The 22,361-nt window shown below is 66.1% G+C and carries 23 protein-coding genes; 6 read left to right on the top strand and 17 right to left on the bottom strand.

What is annotated here, in order from left to right:
* Positions 1–199: 199 nt before the first annotated feature.
* Positions 200–493: a DdfA family disk-determining factor gene (locus tag BM113_RS07685; protein WP_089786789.1), complete on the top strand. Its 294-nt coding sequence runs from the start codon at positions 200–202 to the stop codon at positions 491–493.
* Between the two features lie 76 nt (positions 494–569).
* Here BM113_RS07685 and BM113_RS07680 read toward each other — a convergent pair whose 3' ends face one another.
* The 3 genes from BM113_RS07680 to BM113_RS07670 all read right to left on the bottom strand — a co-directional run bounded on the left by BM113_RS07680 (position 570) and on the right by BM113_RS07670 (position 2,551).
* Positions 570–986, bottom strand: a complete 417-nt coding sequence (locus tag BM113_RS07680; RefSeq protein WP_089787219.1) for an acyl-CoA thioesterase — start codon at positions 984–986, stop codon at positions 570–572.
* Positions 987–1,083: 97 nt separating this feature from the next.
* Positions 1,084–1,836 carry a ribonuclease H-like domain-containing protein gene (locus BM113_RS07675; protein WP_089786787.1) on the bottom strand — a complete coding sequence of 251 codons (753 nt, stop codon included), beginning with the start codon at positions 1,834–1,836 and terminating at the stop codon, positions 1,084–1,086.
* 55 nt (positions 1,837–1,891) lie between these two features.
* On the bottom strand, positions 1,892–2,551 hold the full coding sequence (locus BM113_RS07670) for a DUF7504 family protein (protein ID WP_177209128.1): 660 nt from the start codon (positions 2,549–2,551) through the stop codon (positions 1,892–1,894).
* 119 nt (positions 2,552–2,670) lie between these two features.
* Here BM113_RS07670 and BM113_RS07665 point away from each other — a divergent pair, with 119 nt between their 5' ends.
* Positions 2,671–3,573: a DUF7547 family protein gene (locus BM113_RS07665; protein WP_089786784.1), complete on the top strand. Its 903-nt coding sequence runs from the start codon at positions 2,671–2,673 to the stop codon at positions 3,571–3,573.
* Between the two features lie 15 nt (positions 3,574–3,588).
* Here BM113_RS07665 and BM113_RS07660 read toward each other — a convergent pair whose 3' ends face one another.
* The 3 genes from BM113_RS07660 to hflX all read right to left on the bottom strand — a co-directional run bounded on the left by BM113_RS07660 (position 3,589) and on the right by hflX (position 6,571).
* Positions 3,589–3,948 carry an OB-fold domain-containing protein gene (locus BM113_RS07660; RefSeq protein WP_089786782.1) on the bottom strand — a complete coding sequence of 120 codons (360 nt, stop codon included), beginning with the start codon at positions 3,946–3,948 and terminating at the stop codon, positions 3,589–3,591.
* Positions 3,945–5,102 (bottom strand): thiolase family protein, encoded by a 1,158-nt coding sequence (locus BM113_RS07655; RefSeq protein ID WP_089786781.1) that lies wholly within the window; start codon positions 5,100–5,102, stop codon positions 3,945–3,947. Before BM113_RS07655 ends, BM113_RS07660 begins: the two co-directional genes overlap by 4 nt.
* A 167-nt stretch (positions 5,103–5,269) precedes the next feature.
* Entirely contained in the window at positions 5,270–6,571 is a 1,302-nt protein-coding gene (gene hflX / locus BM113_RS07650; protein WP_007142857.1) for a GTPase HflX, read from the bottom strand.
* A 349-nt stretch (positions 6,572–6,920) separates the two neighbouring features.
* Here hflX and BM113_RS07645 point away from each other — a divergent pair, with 349 nt between their 5' ends.
* Complete coding sequence (locus BM113_RS07645) at positions 6,921–7,241, top strand: FUN14 domain-containing protein (protein ID WP_029601710.1); 321 nt, start codon at positions 6,921–6,923, stop codon at positions 7,239–7,241.
* 51 nt (positions 7,242–7,292) lie between these two features.
* On the opposite strand, the gene BM113_RS07640 is transcribed toward BM113_RS07645, so the two are convergent.
* From BM113_RS07640 to BM113_RS07605, 8 genes are all read right to left on the bottom strand, one after another.
* On the bottom strand, positions 7,293–8,018 hold the full coding sequence (locus tag BM113_RS07640; protein WP_089786779.1) for a ribosome assembly factor SBDS: 726 nt from the start codon (positions 8,016–8,018) through the stop codon (positions 7,293–7,295).
* Positions 8,019–8,380: 362 nt separating this feature from the next.
* Positions 8,381–9,136: an archaeal proteasome endopeptidase complex subunit alpha gene (psmA, locus tag BM113_RS07635; protein WP_089786778.1), complete on the bottom strand. Its 756-nt coding sequence runs from the start codon at positions 9,134–9,136 to the stop codon at positions 8,381–8,383.
* Positions 9,137–9,140: 4 nt separating this feature from the next.
* Positions 9,141–9,635, bottom strand: coding sequence for an Rpp14/Pop5 family protein (locus tag BM113_RS07630; RefSeq protein WP_089786776.1), 495 nt, complete (start codon positions 9,633–9,635; stop codon positions 9,141–9,143).
* The gene (locus tag BM113_RS07625; RefSeq protein WP_089786774.1) at positions 9,632–10,255 is read right to left on the bottom strand and encodes a class I SAM-dependent methyltransferase; all 624 of its coding nucleotides are present in this window, start codon (positions 10,253–10,255) and stop codon (positions 9,632–9,634) included. Before BM113_RS07625 ends, BM113_RS07630 begins: the two co-directional genes overlap by 4 nt.
* Positions 10,239–10,943 (bottom strand): RNase P subunit p30 family protein, encoded by a 705-nt coding sequence (locus BM113_RS07620; protein ID WP_089786773.1) that lies wholly within the window; start codon positions 10,941–10,943, stop codon positions 10,239–10,241. Before BM113_RS07620 ends, BM113_RS07625 begins: the two co-directional genes overlap by 17 nt.
* A 123-nt stretch (positions 10,944–11,066) precedes the next feature.
* On the bottom strand, positions 11,067–11,501 hold the full coding sequence (locus BM113_RS07615) for a cytidine/deoxycytidylate deaminase family protein (RefSeq protein WP_089786771.1): 435 nt from the start codon (positions 11,499–11,501) through the stop codon (positions 11,067–11,069).
* Between the two features lie 301 nt (positions 11,502–11,802).
* Positions 11,803–12,621, bottom strand: coding sequence for a transcriptional regulator TbsP (tbsP, locus tag BM113_RS07610; RefSeq protein WP_089786770.1), 819 nt, complete (start codon positions 12,619–12,621; stop codon positions 11,803–11,805).
* A 531-nt stretch (positions 12,622–13,152) separates the two neighbouring features.
* The gene (locus tag BM113_RS07605) at positions 13,153–15,444 is read right to left on the bottom strand and encodes a hypothetical protein (protein WP_177209127.1); all 2,292 of its coding nucleotides are present in this window, start codon (positions 15,442–15,444) and stop codon (positions 13,153–13,155) included.
* A 185-nt stretch (positions 15,445–15,629) separates the two neighbouring features.
* Here BM113_RS07605 and glyA point away from each other — a divergent pair, with 185 nt between their 5' ends.
* Positions 15,630–16,877 carry a serine hydroxymethyltransferase gene (glyA, locus tag BM113_RS07600; protein WP_089786768.1) on the top strand — a complete coding sequence of 416 codons (1,248 nt, stop codon included), beginning with the start codon at positions 15,630–15,632 and terminating at the stop codon, positions 16,875–16,877.
* A 16-nt stretch (positions 16,878–16,893) separates the two neighbouring features.
* Here the strand turns inward: glyA and BM113_RS07595 are convergent, their stop codons facing one another.
* Positions 16,894–17,601, bottom strand: a complete 708-nt coding sequence (locus BM113_RS07595; protein WP_089786766.1) for a class I SAM-dependent methyltransferase — start codon at positions 17,599–17,601, stop codon at positions 16,894–16,896.
* A 192-nt stretch (positions 17,602–17,793) separates the two neighbouring features.
* Between BM113_RS07595 and BM113_RS07590 the strand changes: the two genes are divergently transcribed.
* Positions 17,794–18,723 carry a hypothetical protein gene (locus BM113_RS07590; protein ID WP_089786765.1) on the top strand — a complete coding sequence of 310 codons (930 nt, stop codon included), beginning with the start codon at positions 17,794–17,796 and terminating at the stop codon, positions 18,721–18,723.
* 183 nt (positions 18,724–18,906) lie between these two features.
* Positions 18,907–19,812 carry a bifunctional methylenetetrahydrofolate dehydrogenase/methenyltetrahydrofolate cyclohydrolase FolD gene (gene folD / locus BM113_RS07585; protein ID WP_089787216.1) on the top strand — a complete coding sequence of 302 codons (906 nt, stop codon included), beginning with the start codon at positions 18,907–18,909 and terminating at the stop codon, positions 19,810–19,812.
* Positions 19,813–19,841: 29 nt separating this feature from the next.
* Here the strand turns inward: folD and BM113_RS07580 are convergent, their stop codons facing one another.
* Together BM113_RS07580 and BM113_RS07575 are read right to left on the bottom strand one after the other, a co-directional pair.
* Positions 19,842–20,192 (bottom strand): PqqD family protein, encoded by a 351-nt coding sequence (locus BM113_RS07580; protein WP_089786763.1) that lies wholly within the window; start codon positions 20,190–20,192, stop codon positions 19,842–19,844.
* 23 nt (positions 20,193–20,215) lie between these two features.
* Positions 20,216–22,213, bottom strand: a complete 1,998-nt coding sequence (locus BM113_RS07575) for an OPT family oligopeptide transporter (protein ID WP_089786762.1) — start codon at positions 22,211–22,213, stop codon at positions 20,216–20,218.
* Positions 22,214–22,361: the final 148 nt, after the last annotated feature.

Here is a 22,361-nt window from a genome sequence, read left to right as displayed (position 1 = left end):
TGCGGGCTTACAAGGCCTGCCTGAAAGATAGCTTTCTTCGACTTTTCTCCAGGATCGAGTGAATGTAGTAGGATTCTACCCCTAATATTGACCAAATAATCCTTCAATGGCCATTTATGGTGTACAATAGCCAAAGAACAGCATCAATATTGGGTTGGGCCCATAGGATTTATGTGTGACCGAGGAAAGCGTCCGGTCAATGCTACTCTCAGTCGACCGTACGGAAGGAGACGACGTCCAGCCGCTCAGCTTCGAGGTAATCGCTGCGATCGCCGAACGAGAGGGCGTCGATCCCACCGAAATCGAACCCCCCGAATACGACGCGCTGTACGACGTGGTCAACCCCGAAGCGCTGGACTCGCTGTTCGCTCCTCGGGAGGATGGGACCCCCCGGGGGACGGGACAGGTCGAGTTCCAGTTCTGCGGATACCACGTCGTCGTCACGAGCGAGGGGGAAGTCGACGTTTCCGAATTCGATCACTCCCACCCGTAGACGCGGTCGGTCTGTCTACCTTCGGTCCTCCGCCCTCGGTCTCCGCTTCCATCGATCGCTCGGAGCCGTCCCGAATCTACTCCCAGTGGGTTTCGATCCGGGAGCGCCACTCGTCGGGTAACGGAACCGAATCGCCGGTGTCCGGATCGCGGACGACCTGCACGGTACTCGCAGTCGCCGCACGCCGGCCGTCCGCGCGGATCTCGTACTCGAGCGGGAGACTCGAGTCGCCGAGTTCCGGCACTTCGACCGCCACGGTAACGTCCGAGTCGGCCGCGATCGGGCGAACGTAGTCGATCTCGAGGTTGACAAGAACCGTTCCGGTATCGACGAGCGAGACGCCGAGTACGTCCCGGAAAAACGCTTCGCGGGCCTGCTCGAGATACGTGGCGTACGTCGCGTTGTTGACATGCCCCATGAAGTCGATGTCCCGGAGCCGTACCTCCAGTTCGACCTCGTACTCGTAATCTGAGTCGTCACTGTCGTCGCTCACGTCCGTGGAGACGCGGCCGACCGTCGTATGCGTACCGTTCCGCGAGCGTCGGGCCGTCCGTTCACACGCGGAGCAGGCCGGCACAGCGCCACGATCCTCACTCGGAAGGGCGTGCGGCCTCGAACACCCGTTCGTGGAGCCTGTCGGCGACGACGTCCATCAGCGGCTCCATGTTCCGCGTGTCGGCCCGGTTGTACTCGACCAGCGTCTCCAGGGCCGATTCGTCGCCGCGTTCGTACTCGTGCCAGAGTCGGACGGCGTCCCGGCCGCTCAGATCGTCCAGCTCGCGGTCGATGCCGACGTCCCGTTCGATCTGTTTCAAACCGCCGTCCAGCCCCAGCTTCTTGCAGGGGTACATGAGGTCGACGTGCGGGACCGACACGTCGAGGTCGTAACAGGTCTCGAGGAAGGGGACGTCGAACCGCTGGCCGTTGAACGTGACCAGCAGCGCCGACGACTCGAGTTCCCGGCCGAGCCGATCCGCAGTGAGATCCCGGCCCTTGACGAAGGTCTTCGTCTCGCCCCCGCGGTGGAGGCTGACCGTCGTCACGTCGTTACAGCTCGCGTCGAGTCCCGTCGTCTCGATGTCGAGGAAGCAGGTTTCCTCCCTGACGTTCTCGTAGAGCCGCCAGCGGCTCGCAGCGGGGAGTTTCTCCGCGAACGGCGAGACGTCGCCACGATCGAGGTGTCGCTGGCCCTCTTCGATGAACGCGTCGATCCGGTCCGCCAGCGTCTCCCCGACGACGCTGCCGTCGAACTCGTCCCAGTGCGTGACCCCCGCTTCCCACAGGCGTCGCTCGGTCTTCTCGCCGACCCCCCGAACGGGAATGAAACTGTTCTCGATTCGCACAGGGGATCGGGGGCACGGAAGCAACAAAAGCGCTTGGATCGGCCACGGGCCGCGACTACAGCGAAATCCAGTCGGTGGTCTCCCCCTCGCGGAGATGCCACCGCTGTTCGCGCCGGTCGCCATCGGACCGGACCCGGAGTTCGACGACCGCGTCGAACAGCGGTTCGAGGAGGTTGACGGCGTCGTGGTCGCGCTCGAGCGGAAGGTGATAGTGGCCCATTCCGTCGATGTGATCGACGCGAGAGGCCGTCACGTGAAGCAGTCTGAAGACGCGCTCGGCGTCGTGCTCCCGGAAGAGGCCGGCGACCGAATCCATACAGAGCCGCAGTTCGGACGGCGCGAACCCGCCGACCTCGTCCTCGAGGTCGTCGATGGCTTCGACGATGTCGATCCCGATCGCACCGAGCGAGTCGTGCTCGTCGATCCGGATCGTCTCGCCGACGTGATCGGCGTCACGGACCGCCACCTCGTTTCCGGATGCTGCCCCCCGTTCCATCGCGGCGTCCTCGGCGACCGGTCCCTCGCCATCGGTGACGAACAGCCGGCGTCGCGGCTCCGGTCCCGCGGCCCCACAGAGTCGACGACAGACGACGCCGTGACAGTCCGTGGCGTTCGCGCCGACCAGCAAGACGTTACACCCCTCCCGCTTGAGCCGCTCGAGCGTCCGCGCGAACGTCCCCAGATCGGTCCCCCCGCTCCCGTATTCCGTCACCATTCGACATAACAAATACAACATTCAGGAATAAATATTGCGGCCATCGCGTCCCTAGAAACCCGCGTTCTGGGCTCTCATCTGACCACCCGGCTTTTTACACCGGCTCCCGTAGGATCGGTATGGCCGACAACGACGAGCTCGCCGAAGCGATCCGCGAACTCACCCGGACCGTCGACGAGCTTCGCCGGGAACTCGAGTCGTCCTCGTCCCGTCGAGGGTCGCCGCGGCCGTCGCTGCGCCCGCCGACGCCGCGCGAGCTACTGGCGTTTACCGACGAGGTGGCGCTGCCGGCCGCACTGGCCGTCCTCAAGGCGAGCGTGCGCGCCCTCGAGAGCTTTCAGCGAGGGCTTGAACTCGTCAGAACCGAACGCGAGGTCCGGGATCGGGCCGACGAGGCGTCGACCGTCGCGGGCGACCGCGCGGCGTCGCTCCGCGAGACGACGCTGACCCAGCTCGATACCGTCCTCGGACAGCTCCAGCGAGCCGCCTCCGAAGGGGCGCTCCCCGCCGACGAGGAGGCGAGCGACCTCCTCTCGGAGGCTCGAGCGCTCCGTGACGAGGTCGACGAGCGACTCCGGCAGGCGACGACGGACCGCGAGTCGGCGACCGACGGTGACGCGAGCAGGAGACCGGACGGATGGGAGAGACGGTCGAGCGAGCGAAGCGAGGCGATCAGCATCGACATCCAGGATGGGCAACCCGAGGATGGAGACGGGGAGTCCGATACGGGGGTCGAGGCCGACTCGAGTCCCGAGCCCGACCCGACGATCGACGTCGACGCCGAACTCGAGACGCTCAAAGACCAGTACGGCCCGGAGGAGAAGACCGAGGCGGACGCCGGCGAGCACGCCACTCCGGAGGACGAATCGGCGACCGATGTCGGTGAAAACGAGGGCAACGATGTCGACCCCGATTCAGAAGTCGGTTCGCGATCGGGGGAACGGTCGGAGAAGCGGTCAGAGGAGCATCCTGAGGACCGGTCGGAGGGTACGGGAGACGACGAAAACGAAAACGAGGAGTAAAACGAACCGAACCCGTCAGACCGGCTCGAACCGGTAGCCGTCCCAGTCCTGGCTGTCTGGCTCTCGAATGCCGGCACCGGGCTCCCGGAGTTCGTCGACGTGGACCGGCTGAACCTCGTCGCCGGTCTCGACGTCGTCGGTCGTGACCTGGCCGAGCGCGCGCACCGACTCGCCCTCCACGTCGAACTCGACGATCGCCATCGTGTTTGGTTCGCGAACGCCCGGCGGCGTCGCGGTGCTGGTGGTCCAGGTGACGACCTCGGCCGTGTACTCGCTCAGGTCGATGGTCTCCGCCGGCTCCGCGCCGCCCGGGCCGCGCGGGTGGCCGGGGTAACTGATCGAACCGTCCTCGTAGCGGATCGCTTCCATCGTCATTGTGCTGCCTCCATGATCGTGGTGATGACGCAGTTGCCGAACCCGCCCACGTTACAGCAGAGACCGACGTCCGCGTCGACCTGTCGCGGACCGGCCTCGCCCATGAGCTGTTCGTAGATCTCGACACCCTGTGCGACGCCGCTGGCCCCGAGCGGGTGGCCCTTTGACTTGAGCCCGCCCGAGGTGTTGATCGGCAGTTCGCCGTCGCGTTCGGTGTAGCCGTCCTCGACTAACTTCCAGGCCTCGCCCTGCTCGGCGAAGCCCAGCCCCTCCATCTGGAGGAACTCGAGGATCGTGAACATGTCGTGAAGCTCCGCGACGTCGACGTCCTCGGGGTCGCGGCCGCTCATTTCGTAGGCACCTTTCCCGCTCTCGACGACGCCACCCATCACGGTCGGGTCCTCGCGCTCGTGGACGACGTGGGTATCGGTCGCGCCGTCGATGCCCGAGACGACGACGTACTCGTCTGCGTACTCCTCGGCGACCGACTCCGGACAGAGCATCAGCGCGGCCGAGCCGTCCGTGATCGGACAGAAGTCGTACAGCCGCAGCGGATCGGCCACGATCGGCGACTCCAGGGCCGTCTCCTCGTCGATCTCCTTCCGGAACTGGGCGTTCGGGTTGTCGACGCCGTTGCGGTGGTTCTTGACCGCCACCTTCGCCAGACTCTCCCGGGGCGCGTCGAACTTCTCGAGGTAGTGGCGCGCGGTCAGCCCCGCGAACGAGGGGAGGGTGACCCCGTGTTTGTACTCGGCGGGGTGGGTCAGCGACGCGATCACGTCGGTCGCCTCGCCGGTCGTGCGGTGGGTCATCTTCTCCCCGCCGACGAGCAGGGTCATGTCGCTTGCCCCGCTGGCGACCGACTGCCAGGCGGCGTAGATCCCCGCGCCGCCGCTGGAACTGGTCTGATCGACTCGCTGGGTGTATGCCGGTACCGCGTCGATGTCGTGAGCGAGCGCGTTCGGGACGCCGGTCTGGCCCTCGAACTCGCCGCTTGCCATGTTCGAGACGTACAGGTGTTCGACGTCCGCAGCGTCGACGCCCGCGTCCTCGAGACACTCGAGTCCGGCCTCGGCGAGGAGATCGAGGATCCACTCGTCCTCGCGTTGCCCGAACTGGGTCATCGAGGCGCCGATGATTGCAACACGTTCCATATCCTACTGGACTCGAGTCTCCGATTTATATTGTGGGGTCGATCACGGCGTCGAGTGGGTCCGTAGCGGCTGGGGCCTCCGCAGGACTCGCTGCCGTCTCTACCTGCTCGAGCCTCGAGCGGCCAGGACGAACGCAAAGCGGAAAACGAGAGCGCTGTGGTCCGCCGTCAGGCCGACTCCGGCGCCGTCGCCTGCAACTCGCTCGCGCGCGAGCGCGCCTGTGAAATTACCGCGGGGCGGGCCTCGAAGGAGACCAGCACGTCGTCGTCGCCGTAGGTAACGTCTTCGACGTTCGCGTTGTCGTGGATCCACGAGACGAGGCTCATCGTGTCCTCGGTCATCGGGAGCACGAGCCGTTCTTCCTCCCAGTCCGGGAGTTCGTCGTCGATCCGGTCGAGCAGGGCATCGACGTTGGTCCCCTCGCGGGCGCTGACCGCCACCGGGTTCGGGGCCAGCGAGGACAGCGCCTCGCGTTTCTCCGCGAGTTCCTCGTCGCTCACCTGGTCGATCTTGTTCAATACCGTGACGATCGGGGCCTCGTTGCGCTCGTAGAGGGTGTCGTGGCTGGTGACGATCTTCTCGTGGATCTCCTCGATCGGCTCGCTGACGTCGACCACGAGCAAAACCAGGTCGGCCCGGTAGACGGAGTCAAGCGTCGACTTGAACGACTCGACGAGCCAGTGGGGCAGGTCGCTGATGAACCCGACGGTGTCGGTCACCAGCACGTCGCGAGGTTCGATGTCGGCCCGCCGGGTCGTCGTCCCCAGCGTCGTGAACAGTTTGTCCTGTGACTCGGCCGTCGACTCGAGGTCCCGGTGGAGGTCCTCGTTCTCGTCGACGTCGAGATCCGCCGCCATTCGGCGCAGCAGGGTCGACTTGCCGGCGTTCGTGTAGCCGGCGAGTGCGACCAGATCGAAACCGGAGTCCCGGCGGCGTTCGCGCCGGTGCTCCTCGGTCTGTTCGATCCGCTCGAGTTCGTCCTTGATCCGACTGATCTGGTCTTTGATGTCCCGTTCGCGGCTCTCGTCGTACTCGCCGAGCCCCATGAACCCGGGGTGTTCGTCCCGTTTCGCGAGGCTCGTCTTGGCCTCGGCCCGGGGGAGTTCGTACCGGAGTTCGGCGAGTTCGACCTGGAGTTGCGCCTTGCGGGTCTGGGCACGCTGGCCGAAGATCTCGAGGATCAGCGTGAACCGGTCGATCACCTCGACGCCCTCGGGGAGCAGTTGCCCGAGGTTGTACGTCTGGTATGGACCGAGCCGGTTGTCGAAGATGACGGTCGTAGCGTCGGTCTCCGCGGCTTTCGTCGCGAGTTCTTCGGCTTTCCCTTCCCCGATCTGGAGGGCGGGATCGGCCCGTCGGGACTGCGTGACTTCGCCGACGACGGTGTATCCCGCCGCTTCGGCGAGGTCGCGGATCTCGCTCGTGTCGGGCGTGCCGGAGTCGACGCGTTTTGCGATGATCGCTCTCATGCGAGTACGAGTAGTTGATGGGCTGCCTGCTGGCTCGCCCGCGGACGTGACTGATCGTTACGACCGCTTTCGGTTCCGCCCGCGACGGACTGACGGTTCCGGTCGCGGCCGCGATCGGTCGACGATGCTCGGAATCGACTAACGATGGCGGTCGAACACCTCCGTTAGACGAGCCTCAGCCATACCGTTCCGTACGTATCCGACCGCCTTGAATGCCGCGCCCGGAAATTCTTGCCGCTCGGCAGCGCCGCGGCGGCCGGGGACTCACGACCATCCCCACCGTCGATTTCTCTCTTGGGCAAACGGGACAACGCAACAGTAATTATCGACGGCTCGAATGCTGGATCTGATGCTTTCGGTCGATCCGACGACGCTGTTGCTCGAGTTCGGAGGCGGTGCCGTCCTCGGCGCGCTGGTGGGGTATGGAACGAAACGCGTCGCGAAACTGCTCGCGATCGTCCTCGGCGTCGAATTGATGCTCTTTCGCTACCTCGAGTCCCAGGGCATCGTCGTCGTCGACTACGAGCGGCTCACGGCCGGCGCTATCGGGAGCGGCGATAGTATGCAGGCGGCCGGAGTCGGGGTCCACTGGCTCGAGTCGGCACTGTCGGTGGTCGCGATCGGGGCTGGGTTCGCGAGCGGGTTCCTGATCGGGTACCACCGCGGGTAGCGAACCCGTTTTCGAAGAAGTCGGGTCGATCCCGGCTCGACCGATACCCCGTTACCGGGTCTTCAGGTCGTCCTTGTCCTTGACGATTTCCGTCTCGGCTTCGCCGCTCGAGTGCTCGTTGACCACGTCGTAGAAGTCGTTTTGCATCCCTGCGGGGAAGGTGACGACGCCGATCCACGAGCCGTCGGGCTGCCACTCCTCGCGTTCCAGGTCGCCGAACTGGCGGATCTTCGCCTGGGCGCTGCCCGCGTAGTCGGCGGGCACCTGGACCGCGACAGTTACCTCCTCGAACCGGATCGGGATCACGGGTCGAAGCGCGTCGAGCGCGTCGTCGACCTGGCTCTCGACCGGTTCCATCGGATCGACCGTGAAGCCGGCCTCCTCGAGGGCGTTCTCGATCCGTTCGGGTGGGTGCGGAGCGTTGTCCATCTGCGGGTTGATCGCGTTGCGCGCGATGGTGTCGATCAACTGCCTGCGCTTCTGTTCTTGCATCTCGCGGCGCTGCTCGGCCGTGATCTGGATCTCCCCCTCCTTGATCACCTCGGGGATGATCTCGAGGGGATCGGTCGTGTCGAAGACCTTCTCGAGGTCGCTCTCGGCCGGCCGGTCGCCTCGGGAGGCGTCCTCGAAGACGTCCTCGGCGGCGATGACGTCCTCGAGGTCGCCCTCGAACTCGCCGCGCTTGATCTCGAGGGCCGCGTCCGGATCGACCAGTACCTCGAAGCGCGCCCCGTGTGACTCGAGTCGCGCCGTCACCGCCTCGTCGAGTGATATCATACCGATGAGTTCCGCCGGACGGGTAAAAGAGCTTTTCCTGACGGCGGCGGTCGGAGCGGTGTGCGGTCCCGTCCGAGCGGGATCGTCGACTCCCGGAGTCCCGTTGGGATCGGGGGTCGACCTCGGGAGCTCCGTGCGGGGGCGTAGCCACTTCTGGTCGGGACAACAGCGAGCGAACGGCTGGCCGGAAATCGGGAACGGAAAACGGACGCTTCCGATCGACGCCGGGGGCCGGCGGTCGGGTCGACGATCCCGGTCGCCTTCACCCGAACGGTTTCGATCTCGGGTTCGAACGCGGCCCGGAACGTCGCTCGAGTACGCCGACTCGGACCGATCCGAGGTCTCGATGCGACTCGATTACGTTACTCGTCGTCGGTCTCGTCGGGCTCCTCGAGCAGGTCGTTCTCCTCGAGGTGGGTCTCGATCCGGTCCTGCTCGAACTGCTCGAAGCGCTCGGACTCGACGTCGATGGTCGCGAGTCCGACCTCGTTGGGGAGCAGACCGCCCTCTTTGACCGATGCGAGGGCGTCGAGCGCGAGCGAGATGCCGCCGTCCAGATCGGCTTCCTCGTCGTAGTTCTCCTCGAGGTAGTCCTGGAGGTCGCCGCGGTCGGCGCCGACGGCCAGGGCCTTCCACTCGTAGGGGGTGCCGGACGGGTCGGTCTCGAACAGGCGCGGTTCGCCGTTGTCGATCCCGCCGACGATCAGCGCGACGCCGAACGGGCGCGCGCCGCCGACCTGGGTGTACTGCTGGATGTGGTCGGTGACTTCCTTGGTCAGCGTCTCGACGCCGATCGGTTCGCCGTAACGCAGCTGGTTGACCTGCGCCTGACGGCGCGCGAAGTCGATCAGCTGGCGGGCGTCGGCGACGTGACCGGCGCTCGCGATTCCGACGTGGTCGTCGGCCTTGTGGATCTTCTCGACGCTCGAGTCCTCGAGCAGCGGGGAGGGAACTCGTTTGTCGACCGCGAGGACGACCCCGTCCTGTGTTCGGACGCCGATACTTGCCGTACCGCGCTTGACCGCCTCGCGGGCGTACTCGACCTGGTAGAGTCGGCCGTCCGGCGAGAAGATCGTGATGCCTCGGTCGTACGCCTGCTGTTGGGCTTGTCCCTGCATAGTATCACGCTAAATCGTAATCGAGGTCTGTCGCGCCCGCGAACGATTCGTCTGCGAGTCGCACGTCTGCAGATCCGTCGCCATCGCGTACGACGGCGACTCGCTCCTCGTTCCCGAACACGACGTTTCTCTCTTCCAAATCTTGCCGGCCGCGTCCTAAATAGTTTTCTTCAGCGGCACGGATCGTGCCACTGATACCGCAGACTCGAATTCCGACGGGAGAGCCGTCGATCTCGTCGATACAGGAAAGCGCCGCTCGAGCGGGTTCGGTCTCCCCTCGGCGGACTTTGACCAGCGCGTGCCCGGTTCCGTCCCCGAACGCGAACCTGACGACGGTGAGATCGGCCGCTGCGCTGCCGGGATCGCCGAGCAGGTTCTGGCCCGCATACCACAGTTCGCGCTGGAAGGCCCGCCGGTCGATGTCGGCGTCGGGCCAGGACTCGATGGCGACGGCGAGATAGCGCCACCGCGGACGGAGGTGCTTCGGGAGGTGTTTCATTCCCGCTCGTCCGTCACCCGCCCGCGTTCGGCGACCAGCACGCCGACCTGGTCGTGGACGCGTTCGACCGCCGTCAGCGAGAAGCCGGCGTCGGTGAAGGCGTCCGCGAGCGTGCCGACCGTCGCGGGGTCGTCGACCTCCGGCGAGTAGAACGGCTCCTCCGGGTCGGGTTCCCCGAAGAACATCACGTCACCGAGCACGAACCGGCGTGGCTCGAGATCGGCGATCGTCTCGATGGCCTCGCGTTTCTCCTCGTCCGAGAGGTGGTGCATCGCGAAGTTCGACGTAATGACGTCGACCTCGCCGTCGTACTCGGGGTCCCGGAACCGGCCGTAATCGAACTCGAGGTTCTCGAGGCCCCGCTCGTCGGCCTTCCGCTTTGCTTCCTCCATCATCCCCTCGCTGATGTCCCGGCCGACCACCCGATCGGCGTCGGGAGCCAGCGCGAGCGCGATCGCGCCGGTTCCGGTCCCGAGATCGAGAACGGTATCCGAATCGTCGGGATCCGCGCGTTCGATCACCAGGTTCGCACAGGCCCTGTACTCGTCGGACTGGTCCTCGTCGTACTCCCCGGCAACCTCGTCGAACCGGGCGGCGTGATCCTCAATGCTCTTCTTCATACCTGCCACGTTCGACCCCGGGCTCAATGAACGACTCGGACTGGATGTGCCGATTGCGCTCGGCGAGATTCCGCCACTCCGCGAGGCCGTCCTCGATAAAATCCGCCGGCAGTCCGATCTGCTCGCCGAGGGCGGTCAGTTCGCGGGGCGCCCGGAACTCGAGGTGTGTAGTCGGCGTCGCGCTTACGACGTAGGGCGCGTCGTAGTGATCGACGATCTCGTAGAGTTTCCGCAGCGACTGGAGCACTCGAACCCGCCGACCGCCGTGATCGGCCAGCACCCGCGAGAGGTCGAACTCGAGGCGGACGCCGTTCTCGAGGGCCGCCTTCGCGACGACGTGGTTGACGTCGCCGTCGTCGGCCATCGGGCGAGCGAGCACGTCGACCTTGTCGTTTTCGACGGCGAAGCGATTCATCGCGGTCGAGCCGCCGGCGACCGCGACGATCGTCTCGTCGGGTCGGTGGTTCCCGACCGCGCCGCTCGCCTCCTGGGGGTCGTCCGTCCGGATCTCGACCCCCTCGACGACGTCTACTCCGTACTCGTCGCGGATCTCGTCGGGGTCGTACGCGGGGCGGGCGTTCGGAGTATTGCGAACGACCACGCCCTCGAAGCCGTAGTCGGCCGCCGTCTTGGCGAGCCTGGCGACCGTACTCTGTCCGTCGGGGTGGGCGTGGACGGCCTCGTACATGCTCGAGGGGTCTCGGGGCGGCGACTTGGTGTTTGCGTCATCCGACGGGCCAGTGGGAGTGGGAGGGGAAATGAGAGCGGGTGCGTGTGCGTGTGCGTGAGCCCGATTGCGAGCAGGAACCAGCTACCACGTTCTGGTCGGCAAGAGATCGATCGCCGTCCCCACCCGGTTCTCGCCGTCGACGGGAACGATGATCCGCATTTCCTCGTTGTAGTCCGCCAGCAACTCCCTGCAGGGGCCACACGGGGGAACCACCCGAACCCCGGTCGCGTCGTGGTCGGCCATCGGGTAGGCGACGGCGACGCAGGTCTCGAGGTCGTCGTGTCGATAGCCGTCGGCGATTGCCGATCCGACCGCGACCGGTTCCGCACACATCGAGGCGCGGCCGATACTCGCCGGGAGGCTGACACCGTCGTAGACGCTCCCGTCGTTCGTCCGCACCCCCGCGGCGACGATGTGTGCGCCGTCGAAGAACTCCTCGTCGACCGTTCGCTCGTTGGTTTCGACGACGTGCTCGAGCAGGGCTTCGTCGTCGGGAGTCAGCGGCGACGTATCCATCGTCGGACCAATCAATCACCAACCATATCAATACGGCGGCCGAGAGCGTGTCCGAACAACGGTGAGGGCACGCGGTCAGGGGAAGGGCAGGCGGTCACCCTATTATCAACCCCGAGCGACCACAGGGAGCGAGCGGGCCGACGACTGATGTGAGCGAGGACGGCAGGACGAACGAACGGAGAGAGGAGTGCTTATCATCGAAGCCAAGCGAATCTTCGATTCCGCGAGGTCCGAGAGAGTTTCACTCCCTCGAGATTTTGCCGAGGGCGCGGCACAGCCCCGCCCGCAGAGCAAAAGTTCGTTAATTGAGAATAGACTGCGCGACCGTCGCGAGCTGGCCGTTGTCGGCCTCCTGCAGACGCTCGTCGCCGATCTTCAGACGAAGACGCGGACGACCGACGTCGATCGGAACCTTCTCGGTGTCGATCAGGCCCATGTCCTCGAGTTTGGTCTTCGTCCGCGAGAAGGTCGCCTTGGAGGCGATCCCGACGTCCTCGCCCCACTTGCTGATGTCGTACAGCAGCGCCTCGTTCTTGGCCGCGACCAGAAGCGAGATGGTGACCTCGTCGAGTCCGTCGCCGTCGCCGCGGGCGGTCTCGAGGGAGTCCAGAATGGCGGAGAAATCCTCCTCGGCGTCGGGGCCGATCTCGTCGGAGAGGGTGTCCTGGACGTCCGTGATCGGCGGCGTCCGGAGGTTGAACGTCTCGGCGTCCTCCCAGCGGGCCGCGTAGGTGTCGTAGGTGTCCTCGACGAAACTCTCGTCCTCGGTGACGAGGCCGCCGACGCGGTCGCCGGCGTGGACGATCGCGACGATCCGGTCTTCGGTGATCAAAAGCGAGTTCTCGGGGGCTTCCTCGAGCGTCCGCAGGGCGAGCGCGTCGTCGCTGATGAGGTCGGCGGCGTTCGAGGCGACGATGAAGTCGTCCATGACGTCCTTGAGTGTCCGTTCGTCGGCGAGCATGTGGACGGTCGGAAGCGAGTCGTCGAACCCGGTCGCCACGGAGACGAACTGCTCGATTCCTTCCCACGAGGGATTGACCATGTAAATGTCCCCACTCGCGTCCTCGAGCACACTCTCGAGGATATCGTCAATCTGGTGATTGAGTAAATTCGAGGTCATGCCTATACAGAAGTAAACGTGAGAAAGTTACTTAATTTTGTCGGCCGTTGACCCGGCAGAACTTCTGCTCTCGGCGGTCAACCGGTAATTTTCTCCGTGAGGATCCGGTATCGAACTCGGCCGATCCCGTCTGGTCGATGGCGACGGTTCGGACCGGTCTCTCGGTTTCCTCGAGGGGTCGATTCGGGAATCCCCGCCGCGGATATCATATTTCCTAACTTACAGTAAATATATAACCTTCATCTGCGATTACCGAACCGCATGGGTGATCGAGGACAGCGACCGTGGTGGGTCGCGAACGGACACGGTAGCGAACAGTCCGAACGAACGAAGTCGGAAACGGTTCACGCGAAAGGTATTAGCACGTACGGCGGACCCTGATCTAGGACGGACGGCGGATCCTGGTCCTGATCCTGCTTCTGATCCCATTCCGTCCCGCTTCCGATTCCGATTTCGATCCGGGCCCGGACGAAGCGACGACGAGCACGGACAGTGCCTTCCGAAGCTGAGCCCTGGGAATCGGCAGTGGTCTCACTGGCCACTCTCGAACCGCGGCCACAGTTCCCCGGACCAGTAGAGATCGCCGTCGTAGATCACCGACGCCTCCGTCTCCTTGAGCAGCGTCGCAAGTTCCGTCCCCGAGAGTATCAGTGCGGCCTCGTTCCCGCAGAGGTAGGCGTACTCGTCGACCCCGGTGTGTGGATGGTAGTAGCCGCCGGTTTCGCCCGTAGCGTAACAGTCGAGCGTAACGAAGTACCGATCGCTTCGCTCGAGAGCGTTGGGGTTTGCCGCCCCGTTTTCGCTCCGCTGTACCCCGTCGCCGGCCTCGTCCTCTCCGTCGAGCGATTCGATCGTCACCGTCGTCGGGAGCCGGTGGTCCGCCTGCGTGAGCGAGTGGGTACCGTCGCCGACGACCGCGTAGTCTTTCCCCATCATGATGCGACGGCGCGCGAGTCGCATCGCACGCTCGATGCTGAACCCGTGGACGAGCAGTTTCGCAAACGTCGACCCGACCCGGACGGCGTGGTCGTTGAGCACCCGCGAGAACGTCACCGCGCCGGCGACGCTTCCCTTCTCGATCAGGGCTCGCCCCTCGTAGTAGGAGCCACACGCGTTGAGGAAGAACGTCTCTGTGTTACACCGCTCGAGGCTCGAGACTGCGAGGGTGCCGTCCGGACACCGGAATCCGTCGGTTTCGCAGTGGCCGATGTAGTGGACGAAGTCGTGGTTCGTTTCGAACGTCCGTGCCAGTTCGGCGGTCGTGAGCGATTCCTCGACGGCGACGTCGATCGACAGTTCGTCCGACCGGCGACGGTAGATCTCGGCGACGGCGTCCCCTTCGCCCGCCATCTCGGGGTCGTTGAGCACGATCCGGATCGAGGTCCCGTCGCTCGCCCGCTCGAGGTAGTCGAGGCGGTTCTGGTAGGCTCCCGGCGCGGATTTGAAGACGTCGATGGGGACCCCCTCGGCGAGCCAGCCGTGAACGCGGCCGTGTCGGAGTTCGGGTTTGACGACGTCGACGGACGCGACCTCGCCGGTGCTGGCGCGGTCGGCTGTCGTCGGTTCCGTCGACTGTGCCGGACCCTGTGGCTTCGGACCGCGGTAAAAGTCCTCGAGCGATCGCTCGATCAACTCCTGGCCCTCGAGCGTCGAGGTCCGGGGCCGGTAGATCAGGCTCATTCGGTCGAGCAGGAACGGCAACGTCTCGAGGCGGCCGAACTCCGGCGCGACGTACGTCGAGAGGTGCCACTCCGGCAGGCGATGCTCGATCGCTGTGAAGGGTACCTCGAGGTAGGCCGCGAGCCGTCGCTGGGGGTCGGCCTCGTACAGCGCGTCCGCGTCGAGTTCGAGCGCCTGGAGAACGCTGCTCTCCGCGAGCGTCGTCCCGTACGGGCCGGCGTTGCGGACCAGACAGTCGAGGAAGAACGTCTTCCGGAGCAGGCGCTCGACGTCGCGCTCGAGCGCCGGCATCGGCGAGAGCTCCCGTTCGATCCCGTGGTCGAGGAGCCTGAGGCGTGGTCCCTCGGCGCGGCGTTGCCCTCGACGAGTGCCGCCCACTCCATCGCCGGTGCCGCCCAGGGCTGGGTCCGTGCGAACGGTCGCCTGCAGGTAGTAGGCAAGCGGTGCGGTGACGTACAGGACCTCGTAGATCGGCGGCACGACGAGTTCGATCCCGGTTTCGGGTGTATCGGCGGCGATGCAGTCCGGAACCGCGAGTTCGTCGCCGGCCTCGAGCAACGGTGGGTGGCCCCGAAGGGTCGGGTAGGAGCGTTCGGGGCCGGTGGTCTTGTGGGAGGCGGCGAGGTGGGAGACAGCGTCCGCGACCTGCGTCGGGTCGTCGGGGACGGTGATCGTTCCGGCGGGGCGTTCGTGACGGCTCCGGAACCCGAGGACGACGCGGGTGCTGCGGGGAAAGGAGACGACGACCGATTCGAAGTCAGGAGTCTTCTCGATGGTGGCCCGGCCGGAGAACCGGAGATAGGTCTTGATCTCCGTGTCGACGTCGACGACGTACTCGCCTGGTGGTAACCGAAGCGGGTCTCCGCCGGGATCGAGTTCGTAGCGGCGTTCGCCGGCGGCCGATTCGGAACTGCTCCTGCTGGCAGTGTCGACGCCCATCCCGTCGGATCCGAGCGAGAACGCGTAGACGACGGCGTGGGGAAAGGAGAGACGAGAGGTGCGCGCGACGATCGTATCGTCGACCGGCCGCGGGAGGCCGGGGCCGTCGCCGTCGACGGTGAGATCCTCGGCCTGAACGGACAACTCGGCGTTATCCGCGTCGGTCACGCGGAGCGCCCGGTCGTCCAGTTCCCACTCTATCATTCGAGCAGCGGAATGTTGCCGCGATTAGTTAGTTGTACTGGATGAACCGATACTGATAATTATATCTACTGGTTCAGGGGATTCGGGCGGCGACGGCGAGCCGTTACGTTCGCGGCAGACGCCGGAGACGGACGGGAGCGCACGGGAAAGGTACACTTATACGATTGCCAGTCACCCTATCGCACATGGACCACGAGCACGTCCGGGAGGTCGATCCCGCCGTTGCCGATGCGCTCGAGAACGAGGTAGACCGTCAGCGGTCGACGTTGCAGATGATCGCGAGCGAGAACCACGTCAGCCCCGCGGTTCTCGACGCCCAGGGGAGTGCCCTGACGAACAAGTACGCGGAGGGGTATCCCGGCTCGCGGTACTACGGCGGCTGCGAGTACGCCGACGAGGTCGAGGAACTCGCGATCGAACGGGCGACCGAACTGTTCGGCGCCGAGCACGTCAACGTCCAGCCCCACTCGGGGACCCAGGCCAACCAGGCAGTCTACTTCGCGATGCTCGAGCCCGGGGACAGGATCCTCTCGCTGGACCTGACCCACGGGGGCCACCTCAGCCACGGCCACCCCGCCAACTTCACCGGACAGCTCTACGAGGTCGAGCAGTACGAGGTCGACCCCGAGACGGGCTACATCGACTACGAGGGGCTTTCCGACCTGGCCGAGGAGTTCGATCCGGACATCGTCGTCTCGGGCTACTCCGCGTACCCGCGCGAGATCGACTGGGAGCGCATCCAGGCGGCCGCCGACGACGTCGACGCCTACCACCTCGCGGACATCGCCCACATCACGGGCCTGGTCGCCGCCGGCGTTCACGACTCGCCGGTCGGCATTGCGGACTTCGTCACTGGCTCGACTCACAAGACCATCCGCGCGGGCCGGGGTGGCATCGTGATGTGCGACGAGGAGTACGCGGACGACGTCGACTCCGCCGTCTTCCCCGGCGGCCAGGGCGGCCCGCTCATGCACAACGTCGCCGGCAAGGCCGTTGGCTTCAAGGAAGCGCTCGAGCCGGAGTTCGAGGAGTACGCGCACCAGGTCGTCGCCAACGCGAAGGCGCTTGGCGAGTCGCTGTCCGAGAACGGGTTCTCGCTGGTCTCGGACGGCACCGACAACCACCTCGTGCTCGTGGATCTGCGCGAGAGCCATCCCGACACCTCCGGCGGCGACGCCGAGGAAGCGCTCGAGGAGGCCGGAATCGTCCTCAACGCAAACACCGTCCCCGGCGAGACCCGGTCGGCGTTCGACCCCTCGGGCATCCGCGCGGGCACGCCTGCGCTGACCACGCGCGGCTTCGACGAGGCGGACTGTCGCGAGGTCGGCGACCTGATCACTCGCGTGATCGACGCCCCCGAGGACGAGGCCGTTCTCGCCGAGGTCCGCGAGGAGGTCGACCGGCTCTGCGAGGAGAACCCGCTCTACGAGTAGGCGTCGACGCTCGCCGTTATTCTCCGTGTTTCTCGAGGACCGCACGCCACTGCACGTCCCCGTAGTCGGTTGCGGCGACTTCCCACGGCGTCCCGACCGTCGCTTCCCGTAGCCGGTCGACGCTGAAGACCCGAAAGACGAGCGTCGAGCCGACCTCCTCCTCGTACTCCTCGTGGTAGACCCGGTACGCGAGGCCCGGGGCGGGGTCCTCCCGGTAGGCGAAGACGTCGCTCGTCGCCTCGAGTTCCGGCGCGTAGTTGTCGAGGACGGCGGTGGCCTCCGGGGTCGTCACGTACGCGAGGTCCGCGAGGAACTCCCGAACGCCCGCCATCGAGCCGGCCAAACCGATCTGCGTCCCGATCGCGTGGGCCGACCGGAACCGATCGCGCGGGAAATGCTCGGGGAGCGCGAACATGTCGGCACAGCGGGCGTCCTCGACGCCACGGTCCCGCATCGTCTCCACGAGGTGCTCGCTTACCTCGATGGCGACGGTCTCGAATCGCTTCTGATAGTACAGTGCGTCCCGTCCAGCGCCGGCGCCCATATCGAGCAGCGGACCGTTCAGCCACTCGTCCCGCCAGGCCCCCTCCTCGTGATCGCCGAAGTACCACTCCTCGATCCCGTGCTCGCGCGTGTCGTCGCCGTCGCGGTCGATCAGTGGCTCGGAGCGTTCGCCGAGGAAGTGGTCGCGGATCGCGCGACCGAACGGATCTGTATCCGTCATACTGTGTGACATACAGTCAATTGTAATAAATACATCATGAAATGCGGTACCGACTGACGTGGATGTACGGAGGAATCGACGGCTGTTACCGTGGCTCGAGACCCGATCCTCCCTCGAGTCACCCGTATCCGAGTCGCCGGCCCTGCCAATTGCCGGCACGCGGCTTTTCCTCCGGGTGCTCCTACCGGCGGTATGTCCACCCGACCGACCGGAACGATCCTCGACGACGATCGGCTGCTCGCGCTCCGTGAGACCGACGAGACGGCGGCCTCGGAACTGGCTCTCGAGCTCGGACCGGTCGCCGACTTCATGGACGCGTCGGCCGGCGACGACGTCGACTGGGGCGTCGACGAGCACGGGGACCTGCCCATGCTCGTCTGCAGCGCCATCGCGGACGCGGAGACGGGCGACGCGCCGTACCCGCGACGGGTCCTCGAGGACGACGACGACGCGCTCGTCGTTCCCGTCCCCGATCCGATCGTGCGGGCGGCTCCGCCCGAAGGACTCGGGCTCGACCTCGAGGCGTACGATCCCGACCGGCCGCTGCTGTTCGACCCGATCACCGCAGGGGAGACGATCGGGTTCGTTCCCGTCCGGTTCGGCGACGGCGAGCCCTACCGCGAGGAGCCGCTGCCCGAGGCGTCCGGGGAGAGCGACCCCGTCGCCGAGGGGACGATCGACCACGAACGCGACGCCGATCCGACGCCCCGACCCGAGACGATGGACGCGCCGATCGATCCCGTCGTGCTCGACGGCGTGCTCGCGGACGCGCCGAACGACGTCCCCGAGTCCGACGTGGTCGGCGTTCTAGAGGCCATCCGGACTCACGACCTCGTCGGCGCAGGGAACCACGTCGCAGGTGCGGATCCGGTGACGGTCGACGACCGCGCGATCTGTTTGCTCGAGGACGACGCCTGGGTGGAGCGGCTGGCCCCCGAACTCGAGGCGGCCGACGTCGACGTCGATCCGGACGCGCTCGCGGCGGCACGGGAGGCCCACGAACGACAGGCCGATCGGCTGCTCGAGGCCGCGGACGGCGGGTACGACGACCTCGAAGGGGAGTACGACGTCGTGGTGACGAACGAACGCGATACGGCGGAGTGGGAGGTCACCGAGACGTGACGGGAGCGTAACGACGGTGGGCGGCACGATTGGGTGGGATGGAGTACAGTGTAGGCGAGGATGTAGCGAACCCCCCTCCGCAGCCGTCCGGTTGTACACATACGTGGGTATTAGATACGATTCGTCACCAGGTATTGAGCACGAACCCGAGGGTTGATTACCCTCGCGGCCGCCGTCTCGGGTATGACGGACATCGACGCCGAGATCATCGACGGCAACGCCGTCGCGAGCGAGATCCGCGACGATCTGACCGACGCGATCGAGACCCTCGCGGACGCCGGCGCGCGGCCGGGGCTGGCGACGGTCCTGATGGGAGACGACCCCGCCAGTGAGACCTACGTAAACATGAAACAGCGGGACTGCGAGGAGGTCGGAATCGAGAGCTACCACGTCGACGTCGACGGCGACGCGCCAGCCGAAGAGCTGTACGACGAGATCGCCACGCTCAACGAGGACGACGACGTCCACGGCTACATCGTCCAGGCCCCGGTCCCGGACCACGTCGACTACCGCGAGGTCATCCGACGGGTCGACCCCGCGAAGGACGTCGACGGCTTCCACCCCGAGAACGTCGGCCGCCTCGTCGCCGGCGACGCCCGCTTCCGACCCTGTACCCCCCACGGCGTTCAGAAGTTGCTCGAGGCCGCCGGCGTCGAGACCGAGGGCGCGGACGTGACGATCGTCGGCCGCTCGGACATCGTCGGCAAGCCGCTGGCGAATTTGTTGATCCAGAAGGCCGACGACGGGAACGCGACGGTGACGGTCTGTCACTCGCGGACCGAGGACCTCGCCGAGAAGACCCGGAGCGCGGACGTGGTCGTCGCGGCCGCGGGCGCGCCAGAACTCGTCGACGGCTCGATGATCGGCGAGGGCGCGGTCGTGATCGACGTGGGCGTCAACCGAGTGGACGCAGACAACGAGAAAGGGTACGAACTGGTCGGCGACGTCGAGTTCGAGAGCGCGGCCGAGAAGGCAAGCGCCATCACCCCCGTCCCCGGCGGCGTCGGGCCGATGACCCGCGCGATGTTGCTCTACAACACGGTCAAGGCCGCGAGTCTGCAGGAAGGCGTCGACGTCGAGTTGCCCTGACCTGCACTGACCTGCACTGACCTGCCCCCTCACTCGTCCTCGAACCCGATCAGCCCCCGCTCCTCGAGTTGCAGGAGGAAGTGCGCGAGCGTCTCGTCGACCGGATCGACGCGGTCGGCGTCGTGAGTTTCGGCGACGATCGACGCGATTTCCGCGACGGTGTGGTCCCCGTCGCAGTGGCGCCAGACGGTCGTCCCGACCGGGTCCAGCGCGAGTTCGCGGTCCAGATCAGTCCCGAACAGGTCGAACAGGAACGCGTCGATCCGGTTGCGCGGCGCCTTCGTCCAGTGGACGGTGACGCGACGCTCGCCATCGACGACACGCTCCTTCCAGTCGTCGGCGGTTCGTCTGGGGATCGCGTCCGGCGCGTGGGTGCTCATGATACTGAAAGCGTGGAAGGTTCTCACCGATCGGTCGCGTTGCCGGCCGCCGTGTCGGGCGCGTTCCGAAGCACGCTGGCCGCGAACAGGCCCACCAGCGCGGCGAGGGCGACGACGCCGAGGATCGTCTGGGTCCCCGCGTCGAGGCCGAGCGGGAACGGTGCGCCGTCGGCGTTGCCGATCCCGGCGATGTAGAACGCGCCGATGACGATTCCCATGATCGCCTCACCGGTGATCAGCCCGGCGGCGACGATCCGCCCTCTCGAGGTCGCGTGCTCGGCGAGCGTACCGTCCTCGTCGTCGCGGCGGGCGACGTAGCGGTCGATCCCCGCACGGAGCAGGCCTCCGAGGAAGATCGGCGTCGCGAGCGTGATCGGGAGGTAGATCCCGACGGCAAAGGGCAGGACGGGGACGTCCATGAGGATCAGGACGAACGCGAAGACCGCGCCGATGAGGATCATCCCCCACTGGGCTGTGCCGGTGAGGACGCCCTCCGAGATCAGCGCCATCATCCCGGCCTGGGGCGCGGGGATGGTGTCGCTGCCGATGCCGTAGGCCTGGTGGAAGAAGTGCAGGACCCAGCCGGCGAACAGCGCCGAGAGGGCGATCCCGATCACCTGTGCGATCTGCTGCTTCCGGGGGGTCGCACCGAGCAGGTAGCCGGTCTTGAGGTCCTGTGAGGTGTCGCCGGCGACCGCCGCGGCGATGGCCACGACCGAAGCCGTCATCAGCACCACGACTGGGTCTGTGACGCCGGCCGAGCGCAACGCCAGCGCGGCGATCAGAATCGTCGCCACGGCCATCCCGGAGACGGGGTTGGAGGAACTGCCGACGACCCCGACGAGGTACGCCGAGACGGCGACGAAGAGAAACGCGGCGATCACGGCGATGAAGCCGCCGAGGAGGCCGACCTGTACCTGGGGGACCGCGACGAGCGCGAGCGCGATCAGGACCGCGCCGATCACGACGATCTTCATCGGGAGGTCCCGCTGGGTACGCTTGCGCTCGCCCGTCGTGGCCGATCCAGATCCGGAGCCGCGGATCTCCGCTACGGCGGTTCCCAGGGCGTCGACGATCGTCCCGCGCATCGAGACGATCGCGTAGAAGCCTCCGACGATCATCGCGCCCGCGCCGACGTAGCGGATGTAGGCGTCCCAGACCGCGTTCGCCTGTGCCATCAACGCCGCGTCGGCGGCCGATTCGGGGACGAATCCGCCGGTGATCAACAGCGGGATCAGCATCATCCAGGCGATCAGGCCGCCGCCGAACACGTAGCCCGCGATCCGGGGCCCGATGATGTAGCCGACGCCGACGAGCGCGGGGGTGAAATCGCCGCCGATGGCAAACCCTTCCGTTTCGCCGGCGGTAAACGCCGTCTCGAGCGTCGTCCGGAAGGCGGCCATCCCGTTGGCCAGCCACATGTAGACGAAACTCACGAGAAAGCCAAAGGAGATGAGTTTCACGCCCTCGTCACCCCGGGACCCCGCCTCGAGGACGTCCGCACAGGCCGTCCCCTCCGGGTAGGGGAGTTCCTCGTGGCGCTTGACAATGAGGTAGCGACGCATGGGGATCATAAAGAGGATCCCGAGCAGGCCGCCGAGCGCCGCGACGACGGCAGTGTTGACGACGTCGATCGGCTGGTCGAGGAAGGTAACGCCGGCGATCGTGAAGATGACTCCCGCTGCCAGCGCCTCGCCGGCCGACGTCATCGTCTGGACGATGTTGTTCTCGAGGATGGTTCCGCCGACGCCGATCCGGCGGAGGCCGTAGAACAGCCCCATGCTGATGACTGCCGCGGGAATGGACGCACTGATCGTCATCCCCGAGCGCATCCCGAGGTACATGTTCGCGGTCAACATCACCACGTTGAGCGCGAGACCGATGACGACTGCCTTGATCGTTAACTCGGCGACGCGCTTCCCTGCGGGCACGTACGGGGATGGTCCCTCTTCCGACGATCGTTCGCGAACTGTGCGACTGTCGCTCGCCTGCTGGTGCTCTTCCGGTGATCCGTGTGCCATGGTCCTGTGGTGGACGCCCGCGAGCGATGGCTCGCTTCGGCCGGTCCGCGACGAAACGAATCTCCGGGTCGTCGCAGTCGACCGATGGAGGGCGGTCCGTTCGTTCGGACTTTCTCGACCGATGGTATAAGAGCGGCAAGATCTGCGA

Source organism: Natronobacterium haloterrestre (assembly GCF_900112205.1).
In the GTDB taxonomy this organism is placed as follows: domain Archaea; phylum Halobacteriota; class Halobacteria; order Halobacteriales; family Natrialbaceae; genus Natronobacterium; species Natronobacterium haloterrestre.
The sequence above is the reverse complement of the archived record's forward strand: the minus strand, read 5'-3'. Positions and strand labels throughout refer to the sequence as shown.

Bases quoted from the DNA above. Each gene is read 5' to 3' on its own strand.
- tbsP (WP_089786770.1), bottom strand. From the start codon at position 12,621: ATGACCTCGAATTTACTCAATCACCAGATTGACGATATCCTCGAGAGT.
- glyA (WP_089786768.1), top strand. From the start codon at position 15,630: ATGGACCACGAGCACGTCCGGGAGGTCGATCCCGCCGTTGCCGATGCG.
- BM113_RS07665 (WP_089786784.1), top strand. From the start codon at position 2,671: ATGGCCGACAACGACGAGCTCGCCGAAGCGATCCGCGAACTCACCCGG.
- BM113_RS07655 (WP_089786781.1), bottom strand. From the start codon at position 5,102: ATGGAACGTGTTGCAATCATCGGCGCCTCGATGACCCAGTTCGGGCAA.
- BM113_RS07630 (WP_089786776.1), bottom strand. From the start codon at position 9,635: ATGAAACACCTCCCGAAGCACCTCCGTCCGCGGTGGCGCTATCTCGCC.
- BM113_RS07615 (WP_089786771.1), bottom strand. From the start codon at position 11,501: ATGGATACGTCGCCGCTGACTCCCGACGACGAAGCCCTGCTCGAGCAC.
- folD (WP_089787216.1), top strand. From the start codon at position 18,907: ATGACGGACATCGACGCCGAGATCATCGACGGCAACGCCGTCGCGAGC.
- hflX (WP_007142857.1), bottom strand. From the start codon at position 6,571: ATGAGAGCGATCATCGCAAAACGCGTCGACTCCGGCACGCCCGACACG.
- BM113_RS07595 (WP_089786766.1), bottom strand. From the start codon at position 17,601: ATGACGGATACAGATCCGTTCGGTCGCGCGATCCGCGACCACTTCCTC.
- BM113_RS07640 (WP_089786779.1), bottom strand. From the start codon at position 8,018: ATGATATCACTCGACGAGGCGGTGACGGCGCGACTCGAGTCACACGGG.
- BM113_RS07645 (WP_029601710.1), top strand. From the start codon at position 6,921: ATGCTTTCGGTCGATCCGACGACGCTGTTGCTCGAGTTCGGAGGCGGT.
- BM113_RS07625 (WP_089786774.1), bottom strand. From the start codon at position 10,255: ATGAAGAAGAGCATTGAGGATCACGCCGCCCGGTTCGACGAGGTTGCC.
- BM113_RS07685 (WP_089786789.1), top strand. From the start codon at position 200: ATGCTACTCTCAGTCGACCGTACGGAAGGAGACGACGTCCAGCCGCTC.
- psmA (WP_089786778.1), bottom strand. From the start codon at position 9,136: ATGCAGGGACAAGCCCAACAGCAGGCGTACGACCGAGGCATCACGATC.
- BM113_RS07605 (WP_177209127.1), bottom strand. From the start codon at position 15,444: ATGATAGAGTGGGAACTGGACGACCGGGCGCTCCGCGTGACCGACGCG.
- BM113_RS07575 (WP_089786762.1), bottom strand. From the start codon at position 22,213: ATGGCACACGGATCACCGGAAGAGCACCAGCAGGCGAGCGACAGTCGC.
- BM113_RS07590 (WP_089786765.1), top strand. From the start codon at position 17,794: ATGTCCACCCGACCGACCGGAACGATCCTCGACGACGATCGGCTGCTC.
- BM113_RS07670 (WP_177209128.1), bottom strand. From the start codon at position 2,551: ATGGTGACGGAATACGGGAGCGGGGGGACCGATCTGGGGACGTTCGCG.
- BM113_RS07660 (WP_089786782.1), bottom strand. From the start codon at position 3,948: ATGACGATGGAAGCGATCCGCTACGAGGACGGTTCGATCAGTTACCCC.
- BM113_RS07620 (WP_089786773.1), bottom strand. From the start codon at position 10,943: ATGTACGAGGCCGTCCACGCCCACCCCGACGGACAGAGTACGGTCGCC.
- BM113_RS07580 (WP_089786763.1), bottom strand. From the start codon at position 20,192: ATGAGCACCCACGCGCCGGACGCGATCCCCAGACGAACCGCCGACGAC.